The sequence below is a fragment of the Leptolyngbya sp. 7M genome (assembly GCF_018128485.1).
The window spans coordinates 1,772,421-1,788,661 of sequence record NZ_CP070897.1 but is presented as its reverse complement, the minus strand read 5'-3'; the positions used below and the strand labels follow the sequence as shown (position 1 = coordinate 1,788,661).

The window sequence follows — 16,241 nt, the reverse complement described above, 5'->3', positions numbered from 1 at the left end:
AACGTTAGATATGTGTGTCATTTGGTCGCGCTACTGGAGCATAGTGCTGGGACTGTGTCAAAAGGCACCATTGCTGCTCGAATTGTAAATAGAACTGAGCATCTAAACTGCTCTGTGTCAATAACTTATAAATGCGGTGATCTGGAGGCTGATGGCACGGAAATTGCCTGAACCAGCAGGGAACTTTCGCGTCTTTGCAAAGCAATAATCACTTAATACTGCAAAGCTTGACCCAGACGCTGATCTAGAGTTGGGAGAGATATTTTTATGACACGACCTGTAAAACACTTTGAGAAGGGCCTTACCTATGTCGCTAGTGGCCTTTTCAATGCCATCCGTTCGGTTAACCAGTTCAAGCCGAATCCTTCGTTCACGCCGAAATGGGCAGATAAGCCGATACTTAAATCTTGGCAGAAATCAAAACCGACGCTCGGTTTCCCGCGGCAGACCGATTCGCTTTGTCCGAACTGTGTCATTGAGGCGCGTGAAGAGATCATCGCCGGAAAGCGCGATGTATCTACGCTGATCAATGAGAAGGTAGGTGAGATCAAAGCGCAGATAATCGAGCGAGACGGACAGGTTTGGATGATCAAAGATTGTCCCGAGCACGGGCATTTCGAAGATCTGATGGCCGTTGATTCAAAGTTTTTGACGCACATCGAATCGCTTTTCCCGGGCCGCGATATGCAGGCTCATAATGACGAAAAGCTTCACAACCATGGCAGCTCGACCATTAAATACGGCCGCGGAGCGGTGCTGACGGTCGATCTTACGAATCGCTGCAACATGATGTGCGATCCGTGCTTTATGGACGCAAACCAGGTTGGGTTCGTTCACGAGCTCTCAATGGAGGACGTTAAAGAGATCCTGGATAACGCCATCTCCATCAAACCGCGTCGGCAGATGTCCGTCCAATATTCAGGCGGTGAGCCGACGCTGAGCCCGCACTTCATCGAGGCAGTTCGATATGCACGTAAGGTCGGTTACAACTCCGTGCAGGCGGCGACGAACGGAATCGAGTTTGCGAAGTCAAAAGAATTTTGCCGCGAGGCGGCCGAAGCCGGTCTCCGATTTGTATATCTCCAGTTTGACGGTATCGGCAACGATGCAAACTCGCACCGCCAGATCGGCAACCTTTTTGATGTAAAGCTGCGTGCGATCAACAACCTGCATGAAGCGGGCGTTGATATCATCCTTGTTACAACGCTCGTCAACAACATCAATAACGATCAGGTTGGTTCGATCATCCGCTTCGCTCTTGAGAATCCGAAGAAGATCTCCTTCATCGCGTTTCAGCCGGTGTCCTTCACGGGCCGCGATGAGATGATCACCGAACAGCGTCGGCTCCAGCAGCGCTACACGCTTGCTCACCTTGCACACGACGTCAAGGATCAGGTTGGCATTACTGAACCGACCCGCGATTGGTTCCCACTTTCGCTGATGGGGGCGTTTGCAGATTTTGCCGACGTGGTGCACGGGCCGGAAGCAGAATGGGGCCAGGTTTCATGTGGGTGCCACCCGAATTGCGGCGTTGGCACGGCGGTGATGGTAAATAAGGAAACGAAGGAGATGGCTCCGGTTCCGCAGTTCCTGAACATACAGGGGCTGGTAAAGGATATGCAGCACATCACGGACACGAACCGCGGCAAGTGGTTCTCAAACTTTATGATGGGCCTTGCCCTTTTAAAGAACTACAACCCGTATGGCGCTCCGAACTCGCTGACGCTCGGCGGCATATTGAAGAAATTCGACAAGTCGTTCGGTTTGACTGGAAAAGATTACGGAAAGGTGGGGCCGGACCGCACGATGGAGGACATCGAGAAGCGGCGTCAGGACCCATGGAACTTTCTCTTCATTGCCGGGATGTGGTTCCAGGATCTGTTCAACTACGATTTCCGCCGGACGGAGATGTGCATCATCCCTTACGGTACGCAGGAAGGCGAGATCAGCTTCTGTGCATACAACACCGGCATCGGTTGGCGCAACATCATCGAGCATATGCACCAGAATGCAACCGTCGCTCAATGGTATAAGGAGCACGGCCGCCACGAGGTGTTCGCACGCGGCAAGCATGTCGAGCTCGGCGATACTTCGCACAACCTTGTGCTGAACGAGATCGACCTGCAGCGTCCGAACAAGCCGCAGATGGAAGGTCCGAAGACCGCCGCTGAGGAAATGCAGATGATGCGGAAGCTCTATAACCAGATGGTCCTCGAAAAGAACCAGATCAAGGGCGAAAAGCTGGTGCAGATCGGCGGGATAAAGAAGAAGAACGAAGAAAAAGAGCTGGCAGTGGCGGAGTAGTCAGCTAGTTGCAAACCAGTTGCAAATAGCAACACTCAAAAGAAGCCCGCGAGTTCTCGCGGGCTTTTTCGTCACAGAGTTATTGCGCGTCTCATTCGTTCAAAAGTTCGAAGAAAGTTTGATTTTCTATGGAAACGGCTATCGACAGCAGGAGGGCAACTTTTGCTTGTGTTTCGCCGTCTGAGAATATACGCTTTCTTCAGGTTTTATATATGCGGTACTTATTGATCATCGCGGTAGTTCTTTTTACCCAGGTTTTCACTTTGGCGCAGAGCGAGCAGGCCCCGATCACGGAAAAGGCGATCAGTTATGAAGACTGGACCTTTCCCAACGTTATGACCGGCGAGGATGTGAATCTGCGAAAATTCACTCAGGGTAAAAAGCTGGTGATGGTGGTGTATTGGGCACCTTGGTGTCTCACTTGGCGTGATGACATCGAGTTCGTAAAGTCGCTTCATTCGAAGTATAAAGGCGACGGGTTTGATGTTATCGGTGTGGCCGCCTACGACCCGCTCTCCAGTATGAAGAACCACATCAATTTTTATAAGCTGCCGTTTACCTCTGTTTATGAGACGCAGGACCGCAACGCCCGGCTCACGAGCCAGCACTATAAATATCGTTCTGCCGCAGGCGATACGCGCAAGTGGGGAACGCCTTGGTACGTATTTCTGGATGGTTCTGCGGCCGGATCCTCGACGAACGTGCTTGCCGCGACCCCCCCGATCGTCAATGGACAGCTAATTCAAGATGAGGCCGAACGGTTCATCCGCAAAAAGCTCGGTCTTGACCAAAACGCAAAGGCGATGGCTGACGAATGCGACCCGGCTAAACCTTCCTTATTGCTTGTCAGGCCGAACAACTAAAGAGCGACCAACACATCCGAAAGCTTTTCAACGAGCGTTAAAAGCGGTCTGCCCGATTCCGCAAACCTTCCGGCCGAGGCCAGATCTTCACACTGTGCCGTAAGTTCGGTAATGCCCTGGACCAGCGGTAAATGTTTTTTGAGTGGGTCTTTTGTTCTGAACTCGACCTCGAGCGCGAGAATGCCCGCCCGAAGATTTTGGATCGAGCGGATCAGGTCGGCTTTATTCTTTGCGTTCGCATCACGAGCGGCGCGATTAGCATTCCGGTCCTTGTCTATCTGTTCGATCCCGCTTGCCGCTCCGCCCAGTATGTAAAGAAATTTTGTGGTGTTCTTTATCTGGATCGCGACCTTTTCTGATACAGCTTTGATCTCTGCCGCCGATTGCGTGGGCGTCGTAGGATTCGTGGTTACAACACGCGGCGTGGTCGTTCGTGCCGGACGCCTTTGTGCCTCGGCCGCGACGGCAAAAAACGTGAGCAAAATCGCACTAAATACTATCGTCTTTAGAAACTTCATAGATCGCCTGCCTGTGAAAACTCTCGAGAAAATTCTATCATATCGGTAGATGCAAGAACGTGTGCTTGAGGTTCGACGGCTTGGACGCGTCGGTTATGGCGAGGCATTCGAGCTGCAGAAGCAGCTTGAAAGCGAGGTGATCGCAGACCGAGAAAAGGGCTATCTGCTTTTGCTTGAGCATCCGCATACATTTACTGTCGGGCGCCGATCAAGCGAGAATGGAGTGCTTGCAACGGCGGAGATCCTAAGAAGCATCGGTGCGGAGGTATTCGAGACCGACCGTGGGGGAAAGGTTACTTATCACGGGCTCGGTCAGATAGTCGCTTATCCTATAATCAGCCTTTCACCTGATCGCGAGGATGTGCATCGATACGTTCGTGATCTGGAAACGGTACTGATACGCACGATGGCTGAATATGGCATCGAGGCATTCCCCATCGAGGGCCTGACCGGAGTTCACACGTCAGAGGGGAAGATCGCCGCGATCGGCATTCATATAAAGCGATGGGTTACCACTCACGGATTCGCACTGAATGTAAACACGGACCTCAGCTACTTTAACTGGATAATCGCGTGCGAAGGCGAACCAGTCATCTCAATGGAGAAATTACTAGGATACGAACTTGATATGGCCGAGGTCGGATCGCGGATCATTAGAAATTTCAAGGAAGTGTTCGGCTTCGATCAAGTTATTGATGAAATGGCTGCGACAGAGTTTGCCGCAGTATGAATTGCCTAATAAAGGGGGAAATATGAAGAATGTAACGTTGTCATTTTTGCTAGTTGTCTCGATCGCGTTCGCGGGATGCGGTGGCGGTGCGGAGGATCATTCCAACCATACGTCACATGCGAATACGAATGCGGCGCTTGCCGGTCCTGTTAGTTTGACGGAAGCGGAAGTTCCGCAGCGCATAAAAGATATGATAGCCGCCCGCGGTGAACAGGATTCGGCGGAACCGGAGGTAGAGATCACCTTCCCCGCCGATGGATCGACCATCGAATCATCGACCGTTCGTGTGGGGTTAGTGCTGGGCGGAAACCTGAAAGGTTACAAGCCAGGAATGGACGAGACCACAAAAATGGGGAATCACATCCACGTGATCCTGGATAATCAGGCGTACGAGGCATATTACAATATTGACGAGCCGTTCGAGTTGCGCAATGTGCCGGACGGCGAACACACCCTTCGCGTTTTTGCCTCACGGCCTTGGCATGAAAGTTACAAGAATGAGGCTGCCTTCGATGTGGTCAAATTCACGGTGAAGAACGGCGGTGCAAACCTTGATCTTCCTGCGACGACCAATAGCGGCCAGCAGATGTCGAACCAGAATTGACGTGAACTCATCGAGATATCGTGCGATGTATCCAGAGATAAGAGCAAGATTGCACGTCGGGCCTTCGTCTTCGCCGCTTTCTGCGAGGTCGAGCATTCGTTTGAAATGATCGAATCCGATCAGACGATAGAAGAGATCGAGAACATTCCAGTCGAGCGACGAAGCAGCGTTCATGACGTAGCCAAGCTTGAATGGGTTACCTTCTTCGATTCGCTTGCGAATGATACGCTCGAAGTAAGCGTTTCCGAGTGACTTTCGTGCCTTCTCAGAAATGCCTGCTGTCTGAAGAAGAACCTTCTTCATTGTCTCGGGAACGAAGATGTCATCAGTGTTCCATCCTTCTTTTTCGACTCGATTTAAGAGAAGTTCATAATCCTTGGTTGCCGTTTCTACCTCGGCCCGTCGATCGGCAACAAAACGCTTGAGATTCGGATCCTCTCGCATCAATACACGCGCCCGAGCCGCGCTTGTATCTAGCCACTCGTGAAACTCGTCGTAGTCCTTGCCACCAAAGTCTCCATTCTTCTCCGGAGGATCAAGGATCTCGACAAACAATCCGAAGACATCGATCGATTCGTCGACTTCCAGGAAACGTCCCGCACGAGGTGCGTAAACCAAGTGGCCCGCTGCTTCGAGCGACGCCTTCATCGACCTAACCGCCTCAGTCTTGAGTGACGGGAAGAGAAACGCGATCTGGTTGGGGTCCTGAACCTTCCCCTCGTTGACAAGACTGGTGACGAGAGATGTGATCTCGGAATTGACCAATGTTCGTTCGCCCGGAGTCGTCGCGACCACAGAAACTGCTGAGTCGGTTGAGTGAGACTGGATGTTCTTACCTTCGAGTCGATACGCGCCACCCTGAGGCTTTGCCCAATTCTCACAGTCCATGAACTGACTGTAGAAATCGACGATGCGTCTTCGGGATCGGTAGTTGACGTTGAGCGGAATCTCACGTGGGGCGAGATCGAAGTATGTGAGGCATCGCTGCGGAAATTCGACGAAGTTCTCGACGGTCGCGCCTCGGAAGCGGTAAAGAGCCTGCTCATCATCACCAACAACGCAAAGATTCTTGTTTTGAGCAGCCAGCTTAAAGAAGATGCGCTCCTGGATCGTATTAGTGTCCTGGTACTCGTCGACGATCACGTGCTTGAAAAACGATCCCGATTCGGGATGGCACTCTAGAAGGTCGAGAGCCTCCGCCTGCAGCAATGAGAAATCGGTCATCACTCCACCGTTCGTGACTAGGCTCGAACGATAGTCTTTGTAGAGTGTCAGCATCGGAACGATCAAGTCATCTGCACTGACTATATGGTCGTCGGATTGAAGACAATCCTCCGAGAAGCGGTTAAAGACATTGATTGCATTGTTGATTGCGTTATTTCTCGATTCGCTAACAAAATCACCACGTGAAAAGAGTCGATTGATGGTGGTGTGGTCAAATTCGTACTTCGGGAGTGCTTCCCGCAGGAATCGGCTGACGTGAAAATACTGGCTAAGAGCATCAAGGACATGAGGTCTCCGAGGCCTCGTCTTGTCGGGCGAATATTTGCGATCGGTGATCAATCTCTGGCACAGAGAATGGACCGTGCCGATGAACATTCCGGATAGATCGTAGGGCTGGTTCGTGTGGTTTGTGACTAATCCTAGAAGCGATTGCAGTCCTTGCTTCAATTGAAATGCAGCCTTTTCGGTAAAGGTGCTTAGGAAGATCTCGTTCGGATCAACTCCGTGAAAGACGATCAAATTTACAGTGCGCCACAAGAGCACGCGCGTCTTTCCCGAACCCGGCCCAGCCGGAAGGAATAATGGTCCATCAACATGGTTTATTGCTTCAAATTGGGAGGGGTTCGGCGAAAATCTGGATTCCTCCCATAACTGCTCAAGGGTTATGGACATAGTTGTTCAGCATGTTCGATTCATCTTTCCGTCTGCATTTAAACCCGCTCAAAACAATGAGCCTTGCGGACTAACTACCGGCATCGGCTTGCCGTCGGCGCCGATTTGAATAAGGTTCAGCTTCTCGAGTCGTACTTTCATAGAACTCGGAGGCACTCCAAAGCTTTTTGCCAAGGAGTAGACGGGCCCCCATCCATGCCGGAGTGGATCTTGTTCAAGAATTTCAAAGAGTTTAGCTCTCGGAATTGCGATGCACCTTGAGAAATGTTCGGCTTGCCGGAACATCCAGTCAGGCTCACATTTGTCATCGATCAGCTTGATTGCATCGTACGCCCCCGGACTTATTACGGCATTCTTTACTAGGATTTGCCGGGCAGCATTTGTTGCGGCTATTCGTTCCCTTACTTCGGTGCTCGTTAAGCCATACTGGCTCCAAGATTCCTTATGCAAAAACCGGCTATCAGCTTTTCCACCAAAAAAAGTCGGCGCGTCGCCCGTCGAAAAGAACGCGGGGTGATTTAATGCAAGATGCCCTGCCTCGTGCCCTAAACATACTCGATATACGTCAGGACGATCCTCGAAGAGGTCCCTGTAATGCTCGTTGATTTCCACGGTATTCCCGTTGTCGACGTCGATACGGGCAAAGCACGTCGCACCCTCCAACTCCTTCAAGTCATCCCAGAAGTAGGAGATCTCAAGCCAATCAAGAAATCTTTCGATATCCAATTGCAAGCCTTTCTCGGCGGTTTGTTCTCGATACAATCGGTCGAAATTCTGAGCAATCGAATCCACTTCATCGAAACTAATGAAGCGAGACGGGACAGGGATTTGGACACCGTGAAAATTCATTCGACGTGTAAAACTAGAGCGCTATTTTTTGGACTTTAGTCTCCGCACCTCCTCTTCGACGTCCTTTACAATTTCCTCCAGTTTGTCGGGACTCAGATCCAATGCGGCCTTGAATAACCTGTTGAAGGACGCACTCTTCTCAGGCTCCTCACTTACGGCTTTCGCGACCTGTTCGAACTCCTCCGTTGTCCTCCCAGCGGAAAGCAACAGTTCATTTTTTTCCAGATCGTCACACTCCAGCGCATCTGAGATTTTTTCAACCGTTTCGCGAGTTGGCTTTGATCCGAGACGATCGTTTTCCAACTTGGAGTAGTAGCTATAATCCATCGAAATCAGGTTGGCTACTTCTCGCTGAGTTTTGCCTTTCCTTCTTCGAATCTCTTGCAATGTTTTGCCAAAAGTCATGATTTCCGAGTATGGAGGTTGACAGTCCATCTCCACTGATATATGGTTGTGGACAGTCCATGTCCATAGTAGTGGATGTGGAAATTGTACGCAAGGAATAGTTCGCATGGATCTAGATCGGAACAGTGAGAGATCATTCAAGGTGTTGTCGCTTGATGGAGGCGGGATCAAAGGTTTGTTTACAGCCACCATTCTGGCCGAGTTTGAGAAAAAGCACGGATCGATCGCCGAGCACTTCGACCTGTTGTGCGGAACCTCGACGGGCGGTTTGATCGCGCTCGCTCTCGCCGCGGGAAAGACGGCCGAGGAGATCGTAAAATTCTACATCGAGTGGGGTCCGCAAATCTTTCCCGAACGAAACTTCGCAGTTCGGTACTTTAAGAAGAAGGGACTGTTGTTTCCAAACAGTCGGAATACGGATAAGGTGTTGCGCAGATCCGTCTTGTCGATCGTCGGTAAGAAGCAAATGCAGGATTCCAATTCCTACCTCTGCATTCCGACGCTTAGCTTTTCGAATGCTTCGCCATACATTTTTAAGACTGATCACGATACTCTCAGTCGCGACGCCGAAGTTTCAATGCTGGATGCAGCTCTCGCCACCGCGGCCGCGCCGTTCTACTTTCCGGTCGCCATGGCGGATGGAAATGAGGGAGCCGAGTTCGTTGACGGTGGACTGTGGGCGAACAACCCTTCGCTAGTAGGCCTCATTGAGGCCGCCCGGTTCTTTGTAGGAAGAAATAGACTGTACGACAAGTTGCAGCTATTGTCTGTGTCGACGCTGTCGCCGACGATCGGGCACCCGCCGAAAGGTAAGCGAAAACTGCGTCTCGTCTCAGCGGCACCGGCGAGAATATTTAACGCCACGCTTGAAAGCCAGCAGCGAGCCACCGAGCGGGCCGTGGAGCTTCTGGTCCCGGCACTCAATTTCCCGGTCGAGTACACCCGAATTCCGTCCCCGGCTCTCTCCGCCGAACATAGCGCAATCATCGATCTCGACAATGCAGCCGCAACCAGCCTGAAGACCTTAAGGTTTTATGGCGAGACGGTTGCGCATGATTGGTGGAGAAAGCCCGAGATTCTTGGGTTCTTTCGTGAACGGGCGGCCTCTCCGGTATTCCGTAGGGTGCCGGCTGATGGTGCAGATCAAGGTAAATGAGAAGTGAGGAAATCTATGTTCAATTGTTCAAAAGAAGTAACCAACTACCACAACGATGAAGTTACACTTCCGCAGACCGAGCGGACCGAGATGCGCGACCGTCGCAACAGCAACCGGGATCGCGTTAAGAAGGGCTTGAAGGATAACGGCAAGCCCGCGGCAGAGGAGTTCGTCTCGCAGGGTTCCTATGCCATGAAGACGATGGTGAAGCACAAGGCCAAGGACTACGACATCGACGACGGCGTCTATTTCGCGAAGGACGATCTTGGCGGGAAAACCTCGCTCCAGGCTCGTCAGATGGTTCGTGACGCCGTCGATGATGGAAAGTTCAACACTCCGCCCGAGGTTCGAAAGAACTGCGTTCGTGTCTATTACGAGAAGGGTTATCACGTGGACCTTCCCGTTTATCGGCGGGTCGAAGAGTATGATTCGATTGGAAACGTCATCGACTTTTATGAGCTCGCCGCCTCCGATTGGAAACGGTCAGACGCTCGCGACGTAACCGCTTGGTTCAACGAAGAGAATCAAACTAAGAGCCCTGACACGAATAACGGCCGCCAGCTCCGCCGCGTTACCCGTTTCATTAAAAAATTCTCGCAGAGCCGCGACAGTTGGAAAGGCAAGATCGGCAGCGGCTTCATGATCACAAAGCTCGTAACCGAGAAGTTTGCTGCGAATCTGAACCGGGAAGACACCTCCCTATATGACACGATGAAAGCGATCCGCGATCGCCTCGAAGCGGACCTGGTCGTCAAGCACCCCGTTACGCCTGATTCGACGATCACTTCGGGTGATGCGGATTCGAAGGCGAAATTCCTCAAGGAAAAACTCTCCGAAGCGATCGCCGATCTCGACGTCCTGTTCGCATCCGACTGCACCCGTAAGCAAGCGATGAAAGCGTGGGACAAGGTCTTCAACACAACCTATTTCACCGACAAACTTGAAAAGGAAGGTGACGAGGGCAATAAGTCTGGTGCGGCCGCTGCTGGCGGGCTTCTTTCGAGCGGCTATAGCTCTCCATCGAACCCGGTCAAGAAGGATGGCGGCGGGAGATATGCCTAGGTTGATTTCGATCGACGACGAACAATTTGTTCGGGCTGTCAGCGAGTTGGAGGATCCGATTCTCACGCAGCTGGCGGCCCGACCGCTTTCGTCTGTCGAGCTTACGGCCCAGTACACGAAAAAATCCTTTAGGGAAGGTTGGCGGTTCGAAGGGGTGATCGGCGGAAAGAAGACAACGTTGAACCTGCTTCTTCCTTTCGATTTTCCATATGCCCCTCCGTCATTCGGCTTGGTGCCGCCTCCAACGATCCTTACCTATCCGCATATCGAAGAAGACGGAACGCTGTGTCTGTTGTTCGATGGGGCGCTTGTCGACCCCGCCCAGCCCGTCGAAGTTGTAAAGCAGCTGCTTTCCGATGCCGTAGGGCTGCTTGAGAAATCTTACGCGGGCGAGAACCATGAGGATTTTCGCGATGAGTTTCTTTCCTATTGGGGCAGAGTCGACACGCCGTCCGCAAAGCATTTCCGGAGCCTTCTTGACCCGATCGGACCGAGCCGAATTATCCGTGTCTGGCACGGGGCAAGCTCTTACACATTTGCCGAAGATGAAAAAGCATTGATCAAGTGGCTTGGAAACCTGGGCGACAAAAAGCAGTTTGCGACCTATCCTGCGGGCCTGATCTGGCTGAAGCGCCCGATGCTTCCCGATCAGTATCCGAAGAGAAATGCAGGTGTGTTGGAGGCCGTGCGGGCGTTAGGCGACGAGAACGCACTGCGAGTGCTCCGATCGCTTGCAGTTGCCGCTGAAGACGGGTTCGACTTGCTTATCGGCGCTCGCGCATCGACCGGAATATGTTTTGCCGGCGTCAGCGTTAGTAAACCAAAGGGTTCAAGCAGTCCTTATTCGAAGGAGGGTTCGCCGCTGACCAAAGGCTTTCGGCCGGGTCACGTTCCGAAAGACATCCTTGCGACCAGGTACCTTAACGCTGCCGAACCCGTAACCCGTCACGAGGTCGAGAGGGCGGACCATGCATGGATTCACGGCCGTGATGTTGACGCAGGGCAATTTAGTCTGGCTTCGAAGCGCGTGGTTATTATCGGCTGCGGGTCTATCGGAAGCTTGGTTGCGAAAACTCTCGCGACCGCCGGCGTCGGCACAACGACGTTTATCGATCACCAGAAGCTCGGCTGGCCAAACACTGGCAGGCATTTTCTTGGCGCGAAGTACGTTGGTATAGACAAGGCGAAAGGGATGTCAGATGAGCTTCAGATGAACTTTCCGCATCTACGCTTCGACCATCGGGTTGGTAATGGGCGATGTATATGTATAGGAGTCATAATTGACCGGCGTTGAATTCTGCAACGTGTTCGCTTTACCAACACACGTAGAGGGAGTGCCGCCGCGGACGACGCGTCCTGTCTCGGTCGGGTCGCCGGCTGTTAGCGAGCCTGATTGAACTATCGGAGTGCCCGACAATTGACAAACGTATTGCCCGATCACAGATTGGCTGATCAATACGATCATCGTGAACACCGTGAGGATGTAGAGCATCCGGCATTTGCTGGGTTCTTTCTTCATTTGGTTCTCCTTTTCAGAATAGATCTACGAGAGGCTGAGGCACCGAGAGAAAACCAAATAATCGGGGTCCGCGGTCTTGTGTGGTGTATGTGAAACGATGAATGCACGGTACACCTATCTAAGGGATATTTCAACAGACTTCTCTTGTCTCAATTCCAAAGATGCCGAACGTCTGAACTAATGCGATCGTGAACCCCAATTAATTTGCGAGCGGACCTCACTTCTGAGATAATTTCCCTTTTAACCACTACCATGAGTGAAATATTGGTATTTATCGAACACAAGGATTGTTTACTGAACAAGATCTCGCTTGAAGCGATCGCAGCAGCTCAATCCATTGGTAAGGACTTGGGTCTCAAGGTTTCGGCTGTGTTGCCGTGTGACAAGGATTGTTCACTGGCGCAGGAGATAGCGGGTTACGGGCTCGAAAAAGTGATCGTTGCAAAGAATGAAAAGCTCGGCACTTACACTCCCGATGGCTATGCTGATGCATGGGAGCAGGTCATAAAAACCATCAACCCGACATACATTGTAATGTCGCATACCTATCAAGTCCGCGACTTTGCCCCAAAAGTGGCGGCAAGGCTAGGTAGGGAAGTTGTCGGCGACTGCATCCGTTATTCTGCGAGCAGTGGACAGCTAGTACTTACGCGCCGTATATTTCTAGGAAAACTCGATGCCGATGTAACTCTCGGCGGCGAAGCTCCTTATTTCATCACGTTCCAATCCGGAGCGTTTCGCGGCGATAACGCTGAGAAGGGAAGTGCGGCAGTCGAAGCGATGGATGTTTCTGTCGGCGATCTGCGGATGTCTCCTGAACCTCCATTTCAGGAAGCAAAAGCGTCGGTGGATCTTACTAAAAGTGAGGTCATCGTTGCGGTCGGCCGCGGGATCAAATCGCAGGAAAATCTCGCGCTTGCGCAGCAACTCGCCGACGCCCTTGGTGCCGATCTTGCAGCTTCTCGACCGATCTGCGACAGCGAATGGCTTCCGATCGACCGTCAGATCGGTTCATCTGGACAGACCGTTGCACCGAAGGTATATATTGCGTTAGGCATATCGGGTGCCATCCAACATATTGTCGGAATGAAGAATTCGGGCACTATTGTTGCAATAAACAAAGATGGTGAAGCCCCGATATTCGACATAGCCGATTACGGCATTGTCGGCGACCTCTTCGAGGCGGTTCCCGTGATGATCGAAGAGATAAGTAAAGCAAAGAGTTAACGTCTAGTGATAAAAATGAACAGGCCCGGAGCTCCGCTCTTCAGGCCTTTTTGTTTGCTGCCGCTTGCATTGCGGCCAAAGAACAGTTCTCACCCCCACTAATCTTGTTTAGGCCAGCCGCCCGTCCGATAAAAGTATTGTCCGTTCCTCCGATACTGAAGACGCGATTTCCTCCAATGTTGAATTGTGTTGTGGCATTCACGATGTTACCGGACAATGTGCCGCCAACTGTTCCATTGCCGGAGATGTTGAAATTCGTTGAGGCTTGTTGGGTTGTTCGGTTCGGTGCTTTGGTCCATATGACTGCGCAAGAATGTTTGCAAAACTCGGGCAGGCGGAAAATGCCATTGACCAGCTTGAGATCGCTGTAAAGAAGAGATCCTTTAGGTGCCATTTGCACTGGTGGATCCGCTTTTTTTAGATCTTAGGCAAAACGAAAGATTTCGGACAATTTTTCAGCAGGTGATGCTTGAAGCTCCGATCTCAATGAATCGACAAGCGAATTAAATATCAAGAATGTATCTCAAACGGAAAGAAAAAAATCCCATCACATATAACCAAACTAAAGGGTATCGAGAGAAACTCTCTCAATCCTCTTTTCAGATGATATTAAATGATTTCGGACAAACTCTCGCGATTACACAAACGGTTGCATGGACACCAAAATGCTGGGATTTTAATTCCCATAAGTAAGCCGACCCCTCTGCAATACCTGATCTTTTGATCCGATTTGGGAGAGCCGGATGCTCATATCCTAACATTTGTCGATTTTTACCAACCCTATGACCGCCTTTGCGGAGAGGCTTTTTGCTGTGATATTCTTACACCTTTGTAAAAAGTTAGATTTTCCATCTATTACAGGAGCAATTTAATATAATGGCAAACAACGGGGACGTGAAGATCGGCAAGGTGGTGCAGATCATTGGGCCGGTCGTGGACGTCGAATTCGAAGACCATCTTCCGCCGATCCATCAGGCGCTTCGTATAACTTCAGACGGCTTTGATGTCGAACAAAAAGTGGACGTGATAGCAGAGGTTCAGCAGCATTTGGGCGAGGGCCGCGTGCGTGCGATCTCAATGCTTCCGACTGACGGAATGATCCGTGGAATGAAGGTCGAGGACCTTGGCGGGCCTATAACCGTACCGGTTGGTAATGCAACACTTGGACGCGTAATGAACGTCGTTGGCGAGCCCGTAGATGAACTAGGTGAGGTCGTTTCAGACACGCGCTATCCCATCCATCGCCACGCTCCGACGTTCGACGAACAATCGACGCAGCTTGAGATGTTCGAGACCGGCATCAAGGTCATCGATCTTATCCAGCCATTCCTTCGCGGTGGTAAGATCGGACTCTTTGGCGGTGCCGGCGTAGGCAAGACGGTATTGATCATGGAATTGATCAACAACGTCGCTAAGGGTCGCGACGGATTCTCAGTGTTTGCCGGCGTTGGAGAACGAACTCGTGAAGGTAACGACCTTCTGCGTGAAATGGTCGAATCGAAGGTCATCACCTACGGCGATGATTTCATGCACAGCTTCGAAGAGACCGGCGCGTTTGATCTGACAAAGGTTGATCGTGAAGCGATCAAGAATTCAAAGGTTTCGCTTGTTTATGGTCAGATGACTGAGCCTCCCGGAGCACGATTGCGTGTTGCCCTTTCTGGTCTGACCGTGGCTGAATATTTCCGTGATCAAGGAAACGACGTACTCTTCTTTGTCGATAATATCTTTAGGTTCACGCAGGCCGGGTCTGAAGTTTCTGCTTTGCTTGGTCGAATGCCTTCGGCGGTGGGATATCAGCCCAACCTCGCTACCGAGATGGGAGAGATGCAGGAACGCATCACTTCGACGAAGACAGGGGCTATTACGTCTATCCAGGCTGTTTACGTCCCTGCGGACGACTATACTGATCCTGCACCCGCAACGACGTTCGCACACCTTGACGCTGTTACGGCTCTGTCGCGTCAGATCGTTGAACTTGGTATCTATCCGGCAGTTGACCCGCTCGCCTCTAACTCGCGAATACTCGATCCTCAGATCGTCGGCGATGAGCATTACAATACGGCGCAGGAAGTAAAGCGCATTTTGCAGCGTTACAAAGACCTGCAAGATATAATAGCAATTCTGGGTCTGGATGAATTGAGCGAGGATGATAAATTGACGGTCGCCCGAGCTCGTAAGATCCAACGCTTCTTCTCGCAGCCATTTACTGTTGGTGAGCAATTCACTGGTCTCAAGGGCGAATACGTTAAGGTAGAAGATACGATCAAGGGCTTCAAAGAGATCCTTGAGGGTAAGTGTGACGATATGCCCGAACAGGCATTCTACATGGTCGGTACTATCGAGCAGGCTCGTGAAAAGGCCAAGAAGATGGCTGCCGCTGCCTAGATAATTAGATAATTGGCTCTTAAGAATGATGGGCGGACTATTTCCGCCCCTCTGCTCATTTATATGTTAAGACTCGAAATAGTAACACCTGAGAAAAAGGTTGTTGATGCCGAAGTGGACTCAGTAACCGTGCCGACCTTGTCCGGAGAGGTTGGCATCATGGCTGCTCACGCCCCTTTGATCTCTGCGTTGAAGCCGGGAGTTCTTTCTTATTCACAAAAAGGAAATGTCGAACGTCTCGCGATCTCTACCGGTTTTGTAGAGGTCTCGAAAGATCTGGTCTCCGTATTAACGGATTTTGCTGATTCCGCCGACGATATAGATCTTCAGTCGGCACGTTTGGAGAAGGAAGAAGCCGAACGCGAACTGGCATCTGTTGCCTCATCTGCTGTTGAAGAGACTGAGTCGATTCGGGAAAAGATCGATCATGCTAATGCTAAGATCACGGTTGCGCGTGGCTGAGATCTGACAGAGATCGAAATTCTCTATTGAAAGACCGCCGCTCATCGTTTGAGTCGGCGGTTTTGAATTTTGTGCGTTTTCACTTGCTAAATTATTGAAATTCCGTATAATCGCCTCACATCACTCAAGAAGTAATAGAGTTCATCTCGAATAATTAACGAACTATCCCTGATGGCTTCGATGCGCAGCGGCTACGAGTGTGTATCGCCTGTGCAGAAGTTTCGCGGTTAAGGGTTCCGACCAAATAACAAGGAAAAG

The 16,241-nt window shown here is 51.1% G+C and carries 15 protein-coding genes; 9 read left to right on the top strand and 6 right to left on the bottom strand.

All coding sequences use genetic code 11. The annotated features are described in order from the left end of the window. Nucleotides 1–267: 267 nt before the first annotated feature. Together JVX88_RS08505 and JVX88_RS08500 are read left to right on the top strand one after the other, a co-directional pair. A complete protein-coding gene (locus JVX88_RS08505; protein ID WP_211626905.1) occupies nt 268–2,304 on the top strand; it encodes a radical SAM protein in 2,037 nt (678 codons plus the stop codon). 212 nt (nt 2,305–2,516) lie between these two features. Next, nucleotides 2,517–3,167: a redoxin family protein gene (locus JVX88_RS08500; RefSeq protein WP_211626904.1), complete on the top strand. Its 651-nt coding sequence runs from the start codon at nt 2,517–2,519 to the stop codon at nt 3,165–3,167. On the opposite strand, the gene JVX88_RS08495 is transcribed toward JVX88_RS08500, so the two are convergent. After that, nucleotides 3,164–3,685: a hypothetical protein gene (locus JVX88_RS08495; RefSeq protein ID WP_211626903.1), complete on the bottom strand. Its 522-nt coding sequence runs from the start codon at nt 3,683–3,685 to the stop codon at nt 3,164–3,166. The two genes, JVX88_RS08500 and JVX88_RS08495, sit on opposite strands and share 4 nt — an antisense overlap. A gap of 49 nt (nt 3,686–3,734) precedes the next feature. Between JVX88_RS08495 and lipB the strand changes: the two genes are divergently transcribed. Continuing rightward, entirely contained in the window at nt 3,735–4,415 is a 681-nt protein-coding gene (gene lipB, locus JVX88_RS08490) for a lipoyl(octanoyl) transferase LipB (protein ID WP_211626902.1), read from the top strand. Between the two features lie 469 nt (nt 4,416–4,884). Here the strand turns inward: lipB and JVX88_RS08485 are convergent, their stop codons facing one another. From JVX88_RS08485 to JVX88_RS08475, 3 genes are read right to left on the bottom strand one after another with little or no spacing between them, the layout of a single operon-like run. After that, a complete protein-coding gene (locus JVX88_RS08485; RefSeq protein WP_211626901.1) occupies nt 4,885–6,915 on the bottom strand; it encodes a UvrD-helicase domain-containing protein in 2,031 nt (676 codons plus the stop codon). Between the two features lie 48 nt (nt 6,916–6,963). Next, the gene (locus JVX88_RS08480; RefSeq protein ID WP_211626900.1) at nt 6,964–7,764 is read right to left on the bottom strand and encodes an ImmA/IrrE family metallo-endopeptidase; all 801 of its coding nucleotides are present in this window, start codon (nt 7,762–7,764) and stop codon (nt 6,964–6,966) included. A gap of 21 nt (nt 7,765–7,785) precedes the next feature. Then, entirely contained in the window at nt 7,786–8,169 is a 384-nt protein-coding gene (locus JVX88_RS08475; RefSeq protein WP_211626899.1) for a helix-turn-helix domain-containing protein, read from the bottom strand. A gap of 106 nt (nt 8,170–8,275) precedes the next feature. Here JVX88_RS08475 and JVX88_RS08470 point away from each other — a divergent pair, with 106 nt between their 5' ends. From JVX88_RS08470 to JVX88_RS08460, 3 genes are read left to right on the top strand one after another with little or no spacing between them, the layout of a single operon-like run. Next, a complete protein-coding gene (locus JVX88_RS08470) occupies nt 8,276–9,325 on the top strand; it encodes a CBASS cGAMP-activated phospholipase (protein ID WP_211626898.1) in 1,050 nt (349 codons plus the stop codon). A 15-nt stretch (nt 9,326–9,340) separates the two neighbouring features. Then, nucleotides 9,341–10,387: a cyclic GMP-AMP synthase DncV-like nucleotidyltransferase gene (locus tag JVX88_RS08465; RefSeq protein WP_211626897.1), complete on the top strand. Its 1,047-nt coding sequence runs from the start codon at nt 9,341–9,343 to the stop codon at nt 10,385–10,387. Then, the gene (locus JVX88_RS08460) at nt 10,380–11,681 is read left to right on the top strand and encodes an E2/UBC family protein (RefSeq protein ID WP_211626896.1); all 1,302 of its coding nucleotides are present in this window, start codon (nt 10,380–10,382) and stop codon (nt 11,679–11,681) included. Before JVX88_RS08465 ends, JVX88_RS08460 begins: the two co-directional genes overlap by 8 nt. Here the strand turns inward: JVX88_RS08460 and JVX88_RS08455 are convergent. Continuing rightward, nucleotides 11,613–11,906 (bottom strand): hypothetical protein, encoded by a 294-nt coding sequence (locus JVX88_RS08455; protein WP_211626895.1) that lies wholly within the window; start codon nt 11,904–11,906, stop codon nt 11,613–11,615. The genes JVX88_RS08460 and JVX88_RS08455 overlap by 69 nt on opposite strands. A gap of 252 nt (nt 11,907–12,158) precedes the next feature. Between JVX88_RS08455 and JVX88_RS08450 the strand changes: the two genes are divergently transcribed. Then, on the top strand, nt 12,159–13,133 hold the full coding sequence (locus JVX88_RS08450; protein WP_211626894.1) for an electron transfer flavoprotein subunit alpha/FixB family protein: 975 nt from the start codon (nt 12,159–12,161) through the stop codon (nt 13,131–13,133). 40 nt (nt 13,134–13,173) lie between these two features. Here the strand turns inward: JVX88_RS08450 and JVX88_RS08445 are convergent, their stop codons facing one another. Continuing rightward, nucleotides 13,174–13,527 carry a hypothetical protein gene (locus JVX88_RS08445; protein WP_211626893.1) on the bottom strand — a complete coding sequence of 118 codons (354 nt, stop codon included), beginning with the start codon at nt 13,525–13,527 and terminating at the stop codon, nt 13,174–13,176. A gap of 482 nt (nt 13,528–14,009) precedes the next feature. Between JVX88_RS08445 and atpD the strand changes: the two genes are divergently transcribed. Both atpD and atpC read left to right on the top strand, forming a co-directional pair. Beyond that, entirely contained in the window at nt 14,010–15,521 is a 1,512-nt protein-coding gene (gene atpD, locus JVX88_RS08440; protein WP_211626892.1) for a F0F1 ATP synthase subunit beta, read from the top strand. A 63-nt stretch (nt 15,522–15,584) separates the two neighbouring features. After that, entirely contained in the window at nt 15,585–15,983 is a 399-nt protein-coding gene (atpC, locus tag JVX88_RS08435) for an ATP synthase F1 subunit epsilon (protein WP_211626891.1), read from the top strand. The last annotated feature ends 258 nt before the right edge of the window (nt 15,984–16,241 follow it).

Coding starts and splice junctions, on each gene's coding strand:
- JVX88_RS08505 (WP_211626905.1), top strand. CDS start 268: ATGACACGACCTGTAAAACACTTTGAGAAGGGCCTTACCTATGTCGCT.
- JVX88_RS08500 (WP_211626904.1), top strand. CDS start 2,517: ATGCGGTACTTATTGATCATCGCGGTAGTTCTTTTTACCCAGGTTTTC.
- JVX88_RS08495 (WP_211626903.1), bottom strand. CDS start 3,685: ATGAAGTTTCTAAAGACGATAGTATTTAGTGCGATTTTGCTCACGTTT.
- lipB (WP_211626902.1), top strand. CDS start 3,735: ATGCAAGAACGTGTGCTTGAGGTTCGACGGCTTGGACGCGTCGGTTAT.
- JVX88_RS08485 (WP_211626901.1), bottom strand. CDS start 6,915: ATGTCCATAACCCTTGAGCAGTTATGGGAGGAATCCAGATTTTCGCCG.
- JVX88_RS08480 (WP_211626900.1), bottom strand. CDS start 7,764: ATGAATTTTCACGGTGTCCAAATCCCTGTCCCGTCTCGCTTCATTAGT.
- JVX88_RS08475 (WP_211626899.1), bottom strand. CDS start 8,169: ATGACTTTTGGCAAAACATTGCAAGAGATTCGAAGAAGGAAAGGCAAA.
- JVX88_RS08470 (WP_211626898.1), top strand. CDS start 8,276: ATGGATCTAGATCGGAACAGTGAGAGATCATTCAAGGTGTTGTCGCTT.
- JVX88_RS08465 (WP_211626897.1), top strand. CDS start 9,341: ATGTTCAATTGTTCAAAAGAAGTAACCAACTACCACAACGATGAAGTT.
- JVX88_RS08460 (WP_211626896.1), top strand. CDS start 10,380: ATGCCTAGGTTGATTTCGATCGACGACGAACAATTTGTTCGGGCTGTC.
- JVX88_RS08455 (WP_211626895.1), bottom strand. CDS start 11,906: ATGAAGAAAGAACCCAGCAAATGCCGGATGCTCTACATCCTCACGGTG.
- JVX88_RS08450 (WP_211626894.1), top strand. CDS start 12,159: ATGAGTGAAATATTGGTATTTATCGAACACAAGGATTGTTTACTGAAC.
- JVX88_RS08445 (WP_211626893.1), bottom strand. CDS start 13,527: ATGGCACCTAAAGGATCTCTTCTTTACAGCGATCTCAAGCTGGTCAAT.
- atpD (WP_211626892.1), top strand. CDS start 14,010: ATGGCAAACAACGGGGACGTGAAGATCGGCAAGGTGGTGCAGATCATT.
- atpC (WP_211626891.1), top strand. CDS start 15,585: ATGTTAAGACTCGAAATAGTAACACCTGAGAAAAAGGTTGTTGATGCC.